Below are 13,688 nucleotides of genomic sequence, written 5' to 3'. Positions count from 1 at the left end.
AATGCCCTCCCTGCTTCGCGCCTGCCTGATCGTGCTGGCCCTGCTGACCTGCGTCTCGTGCACCAGCAAGCGCATGTACACCCCGGACCGGGTCCTGCCCGCCACCCTCAAGGCCGACCATGAGCAAATGAAACAGGCGATCCTGAAAAACCTGGTCGCCCGCAAGTGGACCGTGCAGCGCATCAGCCCGGAGCTGATCCAGGCCGAGATCACCGTGCGCGAGCAATACCACGTGGAAATCGACATCCAGTACACGCCGACCCACTACAAGATCCTCTACCGCGACAGCCATGGCATGAACTACGCGGACGGCAAGATCCACAAGAACTACATCCGCTGGGTGCGCCTGCTGGACAAGGGCATCCTGCGCGAGCTGAAGGACAACCAGAACGAACGGACCGCGCAACAGCTGTCCAGCTCGGCCCAGGCGATTGCCGCGCCCGATTGAGCGCCAACCGCCACCCGCTTTCTACGTCAAGGAGACCACCATGCAATTGAAGACCCTGGCCGCTGCCGCCACCCTGCTGCTCTGCACCCTGCCCGGCGTCAGCCAGGCCCGTGATACCGCGCTGTACCTGCCGTTCGACAAGGTGGTCGCCGAAGCCATCCGCACCGGCAAGATCGACGGCAGCGTGAAGTTCTACCTGGCTGGCAACCAGCCCGCCGGCAAGGTCACGGTGGTCAGCGCGGGCGCGGTCACCAACAAGAAGACCAACGCCTTCAACAAGAGCGACGAAGCGGCCTGCGAATGGGTCCTGCAATCGGCACTGATCACCCTGCACCAGGCCGCCAAGAAAGTCGGCGCCAATGCCGTGACCGACATCGCCAGCTTCTACAAGAGCAACGAGCGCAAGGACGCGAAAACCTACGAATGCCACGCGGGCGCCCTGATGGCAGGCGTCGCCCTGCGCGGCGATCTGGCGAAGGTGCAATAAGGCGCCTGCCGATGAAATCGGCATGACCTGTTCCACAGTTTCCATCCCCGGAAACGACAAAGGGCGCCTTTCGGCGCCCTTTCACAAACAGGCTGGCTTGTCATCGCGCTCTGCCTGTCTGGCTCTGCGATGGCTGGTTGACCAGGATCCTCAGAGTCTCACAAGTCCCTTTCGGGTACGCGCGCAGTGTCGCTCGAAGCCTGCCGCTCGGCAACCGTGGCCAATTGCCGTTTTCCACAGGAAAGTCGGTATCAGAGCCCCAAAGCCTTGCGTACAGCGGCTTTGACGGCAGCGAACTCTTCGTCTGCAAGTTGCAAGACTTCGTAAACTCGTCGGCCATGACGGTCTTTGCGCCTGATCCGATCGAGGCGCGGCAAGCCGACCGTGGCGAGCATGTCGCATTTTGCCCAGCACACGCAGGGTCGCCCCTGCAGGTAGTTGGCAAGTTGCAGATGGTGCCCCAACACCACGTCAGGCGCGGTGGTGCTCAAGGGAACGACCGTCACCAGATTCCGGTTGCTCCTGTGCCTGCGTATGACCACAACAGGCCTGACCTTGACCATCTCGGGGACTTCATAACCTCTGAAGTCACAGATCAGGACGCTGCCCTCCCTGGGCTGATAGTGAAGTGACATCCGTGACACTCGCGCAAAGAACCCCAGTCTGCGCAATGGGTCGGCGGACGAGCAAACCCGATCCGTTACCCGAGATGTCCACATTCGGAACCCCCGCGAAACACCACCCAGCAGGTTACAACTCAGCCTTGCGGGTCAGCAGCTCGACAAAGGCCTTGGCCATTGGCGAGCGCTGGTCGGTGCGCTGCGCCAGCCACACCGCCGAGACCGCCTCGGGGTCGAGCAGCGGTCGATAGACCACGCCGTCGATGCGCATGCGCTGGTAGGACGCCGGCAACACCGAGACCCCCAGCCCCGCCGCCACCAGGCCGATGATGGTCATGGCCTCGCCCGCTTCCTGGGCGAAGTGCGGGGTGAAGCCGACATCGCGGGCCAGGGCCAGCAACTGCGCATACAGGCCGCTGCCGTAGCTGCGCGGGAAGAACACGAAAGGTTCGTGGGCCAGGGCCGACAGTGCCAGGCCGGCTTCGCTGCCGGCCACCAGCGGATGCTTGGAGCCGAGCACCGCCACCAGCGGTTCGCGCAGCAACTCCACCACGCTCAGGGAGTCCGGCAGCGGCAACGGCCGCATGATGCCGATCTGGATCGACTCGTCCAGCAGGGCCTCGGCTACCTGGGTGCTGCTCATCTCCCGCAGTTTCAGGTGCACGTCGGGAAAGCGCTGGCGAAAGGCGAAGATCGCCTGGGGAATGCTCGAGTTGAAGGGTGCCGACGAAGTGAAGCCGATTTTCAGCTCGCCCAGCTCCCCTCGCTGCGCCCGGCGGGCCACATCCGCGGCCTTGTCGACCTGGGCCAGCACCTGTCGCGCCTCATCCAGGAACAGCCTGCCGGCCTCGCTGAGCTCGACCCGACGATTGGTACGCTCGAACAGCCGCGCGCCGACCTCCTGCTCCAGCACCTGGATCTGCTGGCTCAAGGGCGGCTGGGAGATGCCCAGGACCTGGGCGGCGCGGCCGAAATGCAGCTCTTCGGCCACCGCGATGAAGTAACGCAGGTGACGCAGTTCCATGATCGCCTCATTAGGTCGTGAAACATATCAATCAGGTCGAACAATATATTGGAAAGAAACATTAGCCAGCTATATGCTTTTTTCCATTGCCTGACCGGCTGCGCTCCCCCCGAGGTCCCACGTGAAAACCGCTGTCGCCCCACTCGCCCACGAACTCCCTCCCACCGCCCTCGATGAGGTCGTCGCGCAACTGAACGAGGCCTACATCGAAAAAGGCACGCCGATGTTCATGCGCACGGTGCTGGCGCTGTTCTCCGGCGGTTTCGCCACCTTCGCCCTGCTCTACTGTGTGCAACCGATGATGCCGCTGCTGTCCCGGGAATTTTCCATCAACGCGGCGCAGAGCAGCCTGATCCTCTCGGTCGCCACCGGCCTGCTGGCCATTGGTCTGCTGGTCACCGGGCCGATTTCCGACCGCATCGGCCGCAAGCCGGTGATGGTGGCCGCCCTGTTCGCCGCCGCGCTGTGCACCATTGCCAGCGCCCTGATGCCGAGCTGGCATGGCGTACTGCTGATGCGCGCGTTGGTGGGGCTGTCCCTGAGCGGCCTGGCGGCGGTGGCGATGACCTACCTGAGCGAGGAGATCCATCCGCAGCACATCGGCCTGGCCATGGGCCTGTACATCGGTGGCAACGCCATCGGCGGCATGAGCGGACGCCTGATCACCGGGGTGCTGATCGACTTCGTCAGCTGGCACACGGCGATGCTGGTGATCGGTGGCCTGGCGCTGATCGCCGCGGCGGTGTTCTGGAAAATCCTCCCCGAATCGCGCAACTTTCGCGCCCGCTCGCTGCACCCGCGCAGCCTGCTGGACGGCTTCACCATGCACTTTCGCGATGCCGGCCTGCCGCTGCTGTTCCTCGAAGCCTTCGTGCTGATGGGCGCGTTCGTCACGCTGTTCAACTACATCGGCTATCGCCTGCTGGCCGAGCCGTATCACATGGATCAGGCCTTCGTCGGCCTGCTGTCGGTGGTGTACCTGTCGGGGATCTACAGCTCGGCGAAAATCGGCGCCCTGGCCGACCGCCTGGGACGACGCAAAATGCTCTGGGCCACCATTTCGCTGATGCTCGCCGGCCTCGCCCTGACCATGCTCAGCTCGTTGCCGGTGGTGATCATCGGCATGCTGGTCTTCACGTTCGGCTTCTTCGGCGCCCACTCGGTCGCCAGCAGCTGGATCGGCCGGCGCGCCCTCAAGGCCAAGGGCCAGGCCTCGTCGCTGTACCTGTTCAGCTACTACGCCGGGTCGAGCATCGCCGGGACGGCGGGCGGGGTGTTCTGGCACATGGCCGGGTGGAACGGCATCGGCCTGTTCATCGGCGCCCTGCTGGTGGTGGCGCTGCTGCTGGCATTGAAGTTGGCCAAACTGCCGCCGCTGGCCACTCGGTAGTCGCTAAACCAACATGCCGGCGACCAGCCCCCGCGATCCATGTGCGGGGTCCGGTCGCCGGCATGGGCGATATCTGTCGATCGGCTTACTTGACGATTTCCACCAGGTCGACGTCGATCTCGCGCTTGATCAGCCCCTTCTCGACCTCACCGGTCAGCCTGACCTGGGTCTTCTCGTTGAACGCCACCGGCGGCAGGTCTTCGTCGTCGATCTCGACGGTGATGGTGCCGCTGGCATCCTTGAATTCGTATTTGTCGTCGTTGTTCAGCTTCTTGACCACATGGCCCTGCAACACCACCGGCGTATCGTCTGCGGCATCGTTAGCCGCCGCGACGCTGGTGACGGCCTGGGCGCCTGGACCGGTGTAGCCGACAGCCAGGGCGGCGGTGCTGAACAACGGAGCGAGCAACAGAACGAGGTAACGGGTTTTCATGGCAGTGATCCAATGTGGGTTTCGATAGCGCCAGATTAACCAGCCAGGCTGAATTGAAACTTAATCCGCCAGGCCGCTTCCCGGAACTGCGTGAAGAACCCAAAAAAAAGCCCGGCGAATGCCGGGCCTGGTGATCGGGGCGCGATCACTGGTGATACTGCGCCGACAGCTCGTGCACCGCGCGCAGGAAGGCGCCGGCGTGTTCCGGGTCGACTTCCGGGGTGATGCCGTGGCCGAGGTTGAACACATGGCCGCTGCCCTTGCCATAGCTGGCGAGGATGCGCCCGACTTCGGCACGGATCGCTTCCGGCTTGGCGTAGAGCACGGTCGGGTCCATGTTGCCTTGCAGGGCGACCTTGCTGCCGACCCGCCGGCGCGCTTCGCCGAGGTCGCAGGTCCAGTCCAGGCCCAGGGCGTCGGCACCGGCGTCGGCAATGCTTTCCAGCCACAGGCCGCCGTTCTTAGTGAACAGGATCACCGGCACCTTGCGCCCTTCGTGCTCGCGGATCAGGCCGCTGACGATCTTGCGCATGTAGGCCAGGGAGAACTCCTGGTAGGCCGCCGCCGACAGGTTGCCGCCCCAGGTGTCGAAGATCTGCACCGCTTGCGCGCCGGCCTCGATCTGGCCGTTGAGGTAGCTGGTGACCGACTGCGCCAGCTTGTCCAGCAGCAGGTGCATGGCTTGCGGGTTGTCGTAGAGCATCGCCTTGGTCTTGCGGAAGTCCTTCGACGAGCCGCCCTCGACCATGTAGGTGGCCAGGGTCCAGGGGCTGCCGGAGAAGCCGATCAGCGGCACGCGGCCGTTGAGTTCGCGGCGGATGGTGCTGACCGCGTCCATCACGTAGCCCAGGTCCTTGTGCGGATCCGGGATCGGCAGGGCCTCGATGTCGGCCAGGGTGCTGACGACCTTCTTGAAACGCGGGCCTTCGCCGGTTTCGAAGTACAGGCCCTGGCCCATGGCGTCGGGGATGGTCAGGATGTCGGAGAAGAGGATGGCCGCATCCAGCTGTGGATAACGGTCCAGCGGTTGCAACGTGACTTCGCAGGCGAACGCCGGATTCATGCACAGGCTCATGAAGTCACCGGCGTTGGCACGGCTGGCGCGGTATTCAGGCAGGTAGCGCCCAGCCTGACGCATCATCCACACCGGGGTGACGTCTACGGGTTGCTTGAGCAGGGCACGAAGGAAACGGTCGTTCTTCAGGGCAGTCATGTCGGCATCCGGAAAAAAAGTGCGGGCATTTTCTCAGAGCGCGACGCAAAAGGCACGGCGAGAGCCGTGCCTTTTATCTATCGGGTCAATTTGTCGCGGACGATAAACAGCCTTTTAAGCGTCGCGAGCGAAGGCTAGGCAAGGCGAAAACAGACGAGGAAGCGGAGTTGACAGCTGTCAATGAGCATTCCGAGTCTGTTTTCAACGCCGCATAGCCGAGCGCAGCAGCTTAAACGCCCAGGTAGTCGAGGATGCCTTCGGCGGCGTTTCTGCCTTCGAAGATCGCCGTCACCACCAGGTCGGAACCACGCACCATGTCGCCACCGGCGAAGATCTTCGGGTTGCTGGTCTGGTGCTTGTACTGGCCTTGCTCCGGCGCCACGACGCGGCCCTGGCTGTCGGTCTGGATGCTGAACTGCTCGAACCACGGCGCCGGGCTCGGGCGGAAACCGAAGGCGATGACCACGGCGTCGGCCGGGATGATCTCTTCGGAACCCGGGATCGGCTCGGGGCTGCGACGGCCGCGGGCGTCCGGCTCGCCGAGACGGGTCTCGACCACCTTCACGCCTTCGACCTTGTCTTCGCCAACGATGGCGATCGGCTGGCGGTTGTAGAGGAACTTCACGCCTTCTTCCTTGGCGTTCTTCACCTCTTTGCGCGAGCCCGGCATGTTCGCCTCGTCACGACGATAGGCGCAGGTCACCGCCTTGGCGCCCTGGCGGATCGACGTGCGGTTGCAGTCCATCGCCGTGTCGCCGCCACCGAGGACCACGACCTTCTTGCCCTTCATGTCGACGAAATCTTCCGGCGACTTTTCAAAGCCCAGGTTGCGATTGACGTTGGCGATCAGGAAGTCCAGCGCGTCGTGCACGCCCGGCAGGTCCTCACCGGCAAAACCGCCCTTCATGTAGGTGTAGGTGCCCATGCCCATGAACACCGCATCGTATTCTTCGAGCAGTTGCTCCATGGTCACGTCCTTGCCCACCTCGGTGTTGAGGCGGAACTCGATGCCCATGCCGCTGAAGACTTCGCGACGATTGCTCAGCACGGTCTTTTCCAGCTTGAACTCGGGGATGCCGAAGGTCAGCAGGCCGCCGATTTCCGGGTTCTTGTCGAACACCACCGGAGTCACGCCGCCGCGTACCAGCACGTCGGCACAGCCCAGGCCCGCCGGGCCCGCGCCGATCACCGCGACACGCTTGCCGGTCGGCTTGACCTTGGACATGTCCGGGCGCCAGCCCATGGCGAAGGCGGTGTCGGTGATGTACTTCTCCACCGAACCGATGGTCACCGCGCCGAAGCCGTCGTTAAGGGTGCAGGCACCCTCGCACAAGCGGTCCTGCGGGCACACCCGGCCGCAGACTTCCGGCAGGGTGTTGGTCTGGTGCGACAGCTCGGCGGCGGCGAGGATGTTGCCCTCGGCCACCAGCTTGAGCCAGTTGGGAATGAAGTTGTGCACCGGACACTTCCATTCGCAGTACGGGTTACCGCAACCCAGGCAGCGGTGGGCCTGGTCGGCCGATTGCTGGGGTTTGAAGGGTTCGTAGATTTCCACGAACTCTTTCTTGCGTTGACGCAACAGTTTCTTCTTCGGATCCTTGCGCCCGACCTCGATGAACTGGAAGTCATTATTCAGACGTTCAGCCATAGTTAAAACCTCATCAAACTCTTCAGGCGCATATCACTGCGGGTTGGCACGGGTGCTGGAAAGCAACGATTTCAAGCTGGCAGCCTTCGGCTTGACCAACCAGAAGCGACGCAGGTAGTCATCGAGGTTCTCGGCCAGATTACGGCCCCACTCGCTACCGGTTTCCTCGACGTATTCGTCCAGCACGCGCTGCAGGTGGCTGCGATAGGCTTCCATCGCTTCGCCGCTGATCCGCTGGATTTCCACCAGCTCGTGGTTGACCCGGTCAACGAAGGTGTTGTCCTGGTCGAGCACGTAGGCGAAACCGCCGGTCATGCCTGAGCCGAAGTTGTAACCGGTCTTGCCCAGCACGCAGACGAAACCACCGGTCATGTATTCGCAGCAGTGATCGCCAGTGCCTTCCACCACGGTGTGGGCACCGGAGTTGCGCACGGCGAAACGCTCGCCCGCGGTGCCGGCGGCGAACAGCTTGCCGCCGGTGGCGCCGTACAGGCAGGTGTTGCCGATAATCGCGCTGTCCTGAGTCTTGTAGGCGCTGCCTTTCGGCGGAACGATCACCAGCTTGCCGCCGGTCATGCCCTTGCCCACGTAGTCGTTGGCGTCGCCTTCGAGGTAGAGGTTCAGGCCGCCGGCGTTCCACACGCCGAAGCTCTGACCGGCAGTGCCCTTGAAGCGGAAGGTGATCGGCGCCTTGGCCATGCCCTGGTTGCCGTGGACCTTGGCGATTTCGCCGGAGATCCGCGCACCGATGGAACGGTCGCAGTTGCAGATGTCGAGCGCGAACTCGGCACCGCTGAGGTCATTGATCGCAGGCTTGGCCATGGCGACCATTTTCTCGGCCAGCAGGCCCTGGTCGAACGGCGGGTTGCGATCGACCTGGCAGAACTGCGGCTTGTCCGCCGGGATATGGTCGCTGCCCAGCAGCGGGGTCAGGTCCAGGTGGTGCTGCTTGGCGGTCTGGCCTTCGAGGATTTCCAAGAGATCGGTGCGACCGATCAGCTCTTCCAGCGAGCGCACGCCCAGCTTGGCCAGCCACTCACGGGTTTCCTCGGCGACGTAGGTGAAGAAGTTCACCACCATCTCGACGGTACCGATGTAGTGGTCCTTGCGCAGCTTCTCATTCTGAGTCGCGACGCCAGTGGCGCAGTTGTTCAGGTGGCAGATACGCAGGTATTTGCAACCCAGGGCGATCATCGGCGCGGTGCCGAAGCCGAAGCTTTCGGCACCGAGGATCGCCGCCTTGATCACGTCGAGGCCGGTTTTCAGGCCACCGTCGGTCTGCACCCGGACCTTGCCGCGCAAGTCGTTGCCGCGCAGGGTCTGGTGGGTTTCCGCCAGGCCCAGTTCCCACGGCGCACCGGCGTACTTGATCGAAGTCAGCGGCGAGGCGCCGGTGCCGCCGTCGTAGCCGGAGATGGTGATCAGGTCGGCATAGGCCTTGGCCACGCCAGCGGCGATGGTGCCGACGCCGGCTTCCGCCACCAGCTTCACCGAAACCAGCGCCTGCGGGTTGACCTGCTTCAGGTCGAAGATCAGCTGCGACAAGTCTTCGATGGAATAGATGTCGTGGTGCGGCGGTGGCGAAATCAGGGTCACGCCGGGTACCGCGTAACGCAGCTTGGCGATCAGGCCGTTGACCTTGCCGCCAGGCAGCTGGCCGCCTTCGCCGGGCTTGGCGCCCTGGGCCACCTTGATCTGCAGCACTTCGGCGTTGACCAGGTATTCCGGGGTCACGCCGAAACGGCCGGTGGCCACCTGCTTGATCTTCGAGCTCTTGATGGTGCCGTAGCGCGCCGGGTCTTCGCCGCCTTCGCCGGAGTTGGAGCGCGCGCCCAGGCGGTTCATGGCTTCGGCCAGGGCTTCGTGGGCCTCCGGCGACAACGCGCCCAGGGAAATACCGGCGGAATCGAAACGCTTGAGGATCGATTCCAGCGGCTCGACTTCGCTGATGTCCATCGGCGTGTCCAGGGTCTTCACCTTGAACAGGTCGCGGATCATCGACACCGGGCGGTTGTCCACCAGCGCGGTGTATTCCTTGAACTTGGCGTAGTCGCCCTGCTGCACGGCGGCTTGCAGGGTGTTGACCACGTCCGGGTTGTAGGCGTGGTACTCGCCACCGTGGACGAACTTCAGCAGGCCGCCTTGCTGGATCGGCTTGCGCGGGCTCCAGGCTTCGGCAGCCAGGGCTTTCTGCTCGGCTTCGATATCGACGAAACGCGCACCCTTGATACGGCTCGGCACGCCACGGAAGCTCAGCTCGCAGACTTCCTCGGACAGGCCGATGGCCTCGAACAGCTGCGCACCGCGGTAGGACGCGATGGTCGAGATGCCCATCTTCGACAGGATCTTCAGCAGGCCCTTGGTGATGCCCTTGCGGTAATTCTTGAACACCTCGTAGAGGTCGCCCAGTACTTCACCGGTACGGATCAGGTCGCCCAGCACTTCGTAGGCCAGGAACGGATAGACCGCCGAGGCACCGAAACCGATCAGCACCGCGAAGTGATGCGGATCGCGCGCGGTGGCGGTTTCCACCAGGATGTTGGAGTCGCAGCGCAGGCCCTTCTCAGTCAGGCGGTGGTGCACCGCGCCGGTGGCCAGGGAAGCGTGGATCGGCAGCTTGCCCGGGGCGATATGACGGTCGCTGAGCACGATCTGGGTGCGACCGGCGCGCACGGCTTCTTCGGCCTGGTCGGCCACGTTGCGGATCGCTGCTTCCAGGCCGAGGCTTTCTTCATAGTTCAGGTCGATGACCTGACGCTCGAAGCCCGGACGGTCGAGGTTCATCAGCGAACGCCACTTGGCGGGCGAGATCACCGGCGAGCTGAGGATCACGCGGGAAGCGTGCTCAGGCGATTCCTGGAAGATGTTGCGCTCGGCACCGAGGCAGATCTCCAGCGACATGACGATAGCTTCGCGCAGCGGGTCGATCGGCGGGTTGGTGACCTGGGCGAACTGCTGGCGGAAGTAGTCGTACGGCGTGCGCACACGCTGGGACAGCACGGCCATCGGCGTGTCGTCGCCCATCGAGCCGACCGCCTCGTAGCCTTGCTCGCCCAGAGGACGCAACACCTGATCACGCTCCTCGAAGGTGACCTGGTACATCTTCATGTACTGCTTGAGCTGGTCGACGTCGTAGAACGCCGAACCGTGGTCGTTGTCTTCCATGGTCGCCTGGATGCGCAGGGCATTCTTGCGCAGCCATTGCTTGTACGGATGACGGGACTTCAGGCGGTTGTCGATGGCGTCGGTGTCGAGGATCTGCCCGGTCTCGGTGTCCACGGCGAAGATCTGGCCCGGGCCGACCCGGCCCTTGGCGATCACGTCTTCGGGCTGGTAGTTCCAGACGCCGATTTCCGAAGCCAGGGTGATGAAGCCATTCTTGGTGGTGACCCAGCGCGCCGGGCGCAGGCCGTTACGGTCGAGCAGGCAGACGGCGTAGCGGCCGTCGGTCATGACCACGCCCGCGGGGCCGTCCCACGGTTCCATGTGCATGGAGTTGTATTCGTAGAACGCACGCAGGTCGGCGTCCATGGTCTCGACGTTCTGCCACGCTGGCGGAATGATCATCCGCACGCCACGGAACAGGTCGATGCCACCGGTGACCATCAGCTCCAGCATGTTGTCCATGCTCGAGGAGTCGGAACCCACGCGGTTGACCAGCGGGCCGAGTTCTTCCAGGTCCATCAGGTCGTTGGTGAACTTGGTGCGCCGGGCCTGGGCCCAGTTGCGGTTGCCGGTGATGGTGTTGATCTCGCCGTTGTGGGCGAGGAAGCGGAACGGCTGCGCCAGCGGCCATTTCGGCAAGGTGTTGGTGGAGAAGCGCTGGTGGAACACGCAGATCGCGGTTTGCAGGCGCGGGTCGCCCAGGTCCGGATAGAAGGCGGCCAGGTCGGCCGGCATCATCAGGCCTTTATAGATGATGGTCTTGTGGGAAAAGCTGCAGATGTAGTGGTCGGTGTCGGCGGCATTGGCCACCGACGAACGACGACGGGCACTGAACAGCTTGACCGCCATGTCCTGGTCGCTCAGGCCTTCGCCGCCGATGTAGACCTGTTCGATCTGCGGCAGGCGCTCCAGGGCCAGGCGGCCGAGGACGCTGGTATCGATCGGCACTTTGCGCCAGCCGATCAGTTGCAGGCCTTCGGCCAGGATCTCGCGGTTCATGTTCTCGCGAGCGGCTTCGGCCTTGGCCGGATCCTGGTTGAAGAAGACCATGCCCACGGCATATTGCTTGGGCAATTCGACACTGAAGGTTTCCTGGGCAATGGCTCGCAGGAACGCATCAGGTTTCTGAATCAGCAGACCGCAACCGTCGCCGGTCTTGCCGTCCGCGTTGATCCCACCGCGGTGGGTCATGCAGGTCAGGGCCTCGATGGCCGTTTGCAAAAGGGTATGACTGGGTTCGCCCTGCATATGGGCTATCAGGCCGAAACCGCAGTTATCCTTGAATTCATCTGGTTGGTACAGACCTGCTTTCATAGACACTTTCTCACCAGGCTGCCTCTTATCGAGACAAATTTCTTTTCAATTCAACCAGTTACCATCCACGCCGAACGTACGCCGGCTTTGCGGGGGCAAAAGGGAGGTCATTGTACACACCGACACAGACGCTCACAAATTTGGCGACGAAATGTCGCAAATCTATGTCGCATTTATGAAAGGTTTAAAGCGATATGCTGTGCTAGTCAAAACTTTTTTAGTTCGGACCGCGACGACTCAAAAGCTACTGTGACGCAGACACCACAAGGCACGCGGCCTTGAAGGCAGCATGCGCATGCGGATTTTTTTGAGGTGCTGGGAGAGGCGGCCTGGGTAAGGCCACCGAATCTTCAGCGAGTTGCTGCCAGTTCCTGTTGGACGCTGGCGACAGTGCGAGGCCAAGGTTTACCAGCCTGAACCTTCGCTGGCAAGGCCTTGATAGCGGTAACGGCTGCATCACGGCTGCTGAAGCTGCCATAAGTGATCACATACAGCGGTTTGCCGTTGAGGACTTTCTTGAAATAACGGTACTGGGCGCCCTGCTCCTTGACGAAGTTCTGCGCCGTGGCTTCGGAACTGGTACCAAGGATCTGCACCACATAGTTGCCTGGCGCCTGGCCGGCGTACCAGCTACCGCCGGTGGCGGCCTTGGCCACGGTGACAGGCTTCTCGGCTGGCTTGGCGGCCGGTGCAGCCGGCTTGCTGACCGGAGCAGGAGCAGGCTTGACCACCGGAGCCGGCTTGGCGGCCGCGACCTGGGTCGGCGCCGGGGTCGGACGAACTTCAGGCGTCGGCGCCGGACCGGCCGGCACGCCGGCTGGCGGCGCAATGGTGGTCACGGTCGGCGGCGTGGCGCTGGAGCCTTCCACCGGCACGCCATCGTCACCCTCGGTGATCCCCCCTGCGGCTTCGGCCAGAGGACCGCGCATCACCGGTTGCGACTGGCCGACCAATGGCAGCGGCATGGGCTGGGAAGAGCCGTTGAACTCGACAGCCGGGCTGCCATTGCTGTTCGGTTGCGGCGTCTGGCCCAGTGGCAGCTGCGCCTGTTCGTTGGCTGGCGCACCAGCAGTGCTTGGTGCCTTGCTGCGACCCGGCATCAACCAGGCAGCGGCAACGGCCACCACGACGACTGCGGATATCGCCAATACGTGTTTCTTCGGCATATTGAACCCCATACTTGGACGCTTGACCGCTGAGCGGCTGGCAATCATGGCTTCGATCATTGCATCCCGGGCGACTTGGTTGATGTTGCCAGGCCAGCCATCGGAGCCTTCGTGAATATCACTGATCTGATCCGCGGAGAAAAGTTCGATACCGCGCCCTGCGCCTTCGAGTCGCTGCGCCAGGTATTCACGGGTTTCTTCTTCGGTATAGGGCTGCAGTTCGATGACATGGAAGCGCTCTTCTTCCGCGCTCAGCAGCTCCAGGCCGGCAATCAGCGACGACTCGCCGAACAGGAACACATGCGGACGACCCTCCGGCGCGCCGGCGGCGAGTGCCAGCAGCGCCTCGAGCGCCGACTCGTCGAGCTGCTCGGCGTCATCCACCAGCAGGTAGACTTCCTGGCCGGTCAGCGCCAGCTGCACCACTTGCGCCAGGATCGGGCCGATCTCGGCCTGCTCGACGTTCAGCGCCTGGGCCACCTGGCGCAGCACGCCTGCCGCGTCGCCAGCACCACGGGCGGAAACCACCACGCTCTGTACCGATTGCTTGTTGGTGCTGGCGACCAGCGCCTGACGCAACAGCGTCTTGCCGCTGCCCTGCGGGCCGGTCACCACCAGCAGCAGTTGGCTGTAGCGCGCCAGGTGGTGCAACTGCCCCAGCACCGGCTTGCGCTGGGCGGGGAAAAACTTGAAGCCGGGCACCCGTGGAGCGAAAGGGTCATGGCTCAACTGATAGTGGCCGAGGAAGGCCTCGTCGGCATGCAAACTAGTCATGGGGAT

At 63.4% G+C, this 13,688-nt stretch carries 10 protein-coding genes; 3 read left to right on the top strand and 7 right to left on the bottom strand.

Annotated elements, in window-relative coordinates; all coding sequences use genetic code 11:
• Position 1: 1 nt before the first annotated feature.
• Both IF690_RS03295 and IF690_RS03290 read left to right on the top strand, forming a co-directional pair.
• The gene (locus IF690_RS03295; RefSeq protein ID WP_202698821.1) at positions 2-448 is read left to right on the top strand and encodes a hypothetical protein; all 447 of its coding nucleotides are present in this window, start codon (positions 2-4) and stop codon (positions 446-448) included.
• A 40-nt stretch (positions 449-488) separates the two neighbouring features.
• Positions 489-935, top strand: a complete 447-nt coding sequence (locus IF690_RS03290; protein WP_202698820.1) for an excinuclease — start codon at positions 489-491, stop codon at positions 933-935.
• Between the two features lie 251 nt (positions 936-1,186).
• Here the strand turns inward: IF690_RS03290 and IF690_RS03285 are convergent, their stop codons facing one another.
• Both IF690_RS03285 and IF690_RS03280 read right to left on the bottom strand, forming a co-directional pair.
• Positions 1,187-1,570 (bottom strand): type II toxin-antitoxin system PemK/MazF family toxin, encoded by a 384-nt coding sequence (locus IF690_RS03285; protein ID WP_202698819.1) that lies wholly within the window; start codon positions 1,568-1,570, stop codon positions 1,187-1,189.
• Between the two features lie 115 nt (positions 1,571-1,685).
• Positions 1,686-2,579 carry a LysR family transcriptional regulator gene (locus IF690_RS03280; protein ID WP_202698818.1) on the bottom strand — a complete coding sequence of 298 codons (894 nt, stop codon included), beginning with the start codon at positions 2,577-2,579 and terminating at the stop codon, positions 1,686-1,688.
• Positions 2,580-2,700: 121 nt separating this feature from the next.
• On the opposite strand from IF690_RS03280, the gene IF690_RS03275 reads away from it, so the two are divergent.
• Positions 2,701-3,969 (top strand): MFS transporter, encoded by a 1,269-nt coding sequence (locus IF690_RS03275; protein WP_202698817.1) that lies wholly within the window; start codon positions 2,701-2,703, stop codon positions 3,967-3,969.
• Positions 3,970-4,054: 85 nt separating this feature from the next.
• On the opposite strand, the gene IF690_RS03270 is transcribed toward IF690_RS03275, so the two are convergent.
• The 5 genes from IF690_RS03270 to IF690_RS03250 all read right to left on the bottom strand — a co-directional run bounded on the left by IF690_RS03270 (position 4,055) and on the right by IF690_RS03250 (position 13,682).
• Positions 4,055-4,402 carry a YgiW/YdeI family stress tolerance OB fold protein gene (locus IF690_RS03270; protein ID WP_202698816.1) on the bottom strand — a complete coding sequence of 116 codons (348 nt, stop codon included), beginning with the start codon at positions 4,400-4,402 and terminating at the stop codon, positions 4,055-4,057.
• Between the two features lie 145 nt (positions 4,403-4,547).
• The gene (gene hemE / locus IF690_RS03265) at positions 4,548-5,615 is read right to left on the bottom strand and encodes a uroporphyrinogen decarboxylase (RefSeq protein ID WP_202698815.1); all 1,068 of its coding nucleotides are present in this window, start codon (positions 5,613-5,615) and stop codon (positions 4,548-4,550) included.
• Positions 5,616-5,844: 229 nt separating this feature from the next.
• Positions 5,845-7,263 carry a glutamate synthase small subunit GltD family protein gene (locus tag IF690_RS03260; RefSeq protein WP_009041828.1) on the bottom strand — a complete coding sequence of 473 codons (1,419 nt, stop codon included), beginning with the start codon at positions 7,261-7,263 and terminating at the stop codon, positions 5,845-5,847.
• Positions 7,264-7,296: 33 nt separating this feature from the next.
• Positions 7,297-11,742 carry a glutamate synthase large subunit gene (gltB, locus tag IF690_RS03255; protein ID WP_009041827.1) on the bottom strand — a complete coding sequence of 1,482 codons (4,446 nt, stop codon included), beginning with the start codon at positions 11,740-11,742 and terminating at the stop codon, positions 7,297-7,299.
• A 350-nt stretch (positions 11,743-12,092) separates the two neighbouring features.
• Entirely contained in the window at positions 12,093-13,682 is a 1,590-nt protein-coding gene (locus IF690_RS03250; RefSeq protein WP_016704448.1) for an SPOR domain-containing protein, read from the bottom strand.
• Between the last annotated feature and the right edge of the window lie 6 nt (positions 13,683-13,688).

This window comes from Pseudomonas sp. SK3(2021) (genome assembly GCF_016772375.1).
Lineage (GTDB): Bacteria > Pseudomonadota > Gammaproteobacteria > Pseudomonadales > Pseudomonadaceae > Aquipseudomonas > Aquipseudomonas chlororaphis_I.
The sequence above is the reverse complement of the archived record's forward strand: the minus strand, read 5'-3'. Positions and strand labels throughout refer to the sequence as shown.

Excerpts from the sequence above, each read along its gene's own strand:
- IF690_RS03295 (WP_202698821.1), top strand. The coding sequence starts at position 2 with ATGCCCTCCCTGCTTCGCGCCTGCCTGATCGTGCTGGCCCTGCTGACC.
- IF690_RS03290 (WP_202698820.1), top strand. The coding sequence starts at position 489 with ATGCAATTGAAGACCCTGGCCGCTGCCGCCACCCTGCTGCTCTGCACC.
- IF690_RS03285 (WP_202698819.1), bottom strand. The coding sequence starts at position 1,570 with ATGTCACTTCACTATCAGCCCAGGGAGGGCAGCGTCCTGATCTGTGAC.
- IF690_RS03280 (WP_202698818.1), bottom strand. The coding sequence starts at position 2,579 with ATGGAACTGCGTCACCTGCGTTACTTCATCGCGGTGGCCGAAGAGCTG.
- IF690_RS03270 (WP_202698816.1), bottom strand. The coding sequence starts at position 4,402 with ATGAAAACCCGTTACCTCGTTCTGTTGCTCGCTCCGTTGTTCAGCACC.
- hemE (WP_202698815.1), bottom strand. The coding sequence starts at position 5,615 with ATGACTGCCCTGAAGAACGACCGTTTCCTTCGTGCCCTGCTCAAGCAA.
- IF690_RS03260 (WP_009041828.1), bottom strand. The coding sequence starts at position 7,263 with ATGGCTGAACGTCTGAATAATGACTTCCAGTTCATCGAGGTCGGGCGC.
- gltB (WP_009041827.1), bottom strand. The coding sequence starts at position 11,742 with ATGAAAGCAGGTCTGTACCAACCAGATGAATTCAAGGATAACTGCGGT.
- IF690_RS03250 (WP_016704448.1), bottom strand. The coding sequence starts at position 13,682 with ATGACTAGTTTGCATGCCGACGAGGCCTTCCTCGGCCACTATCAGTTG.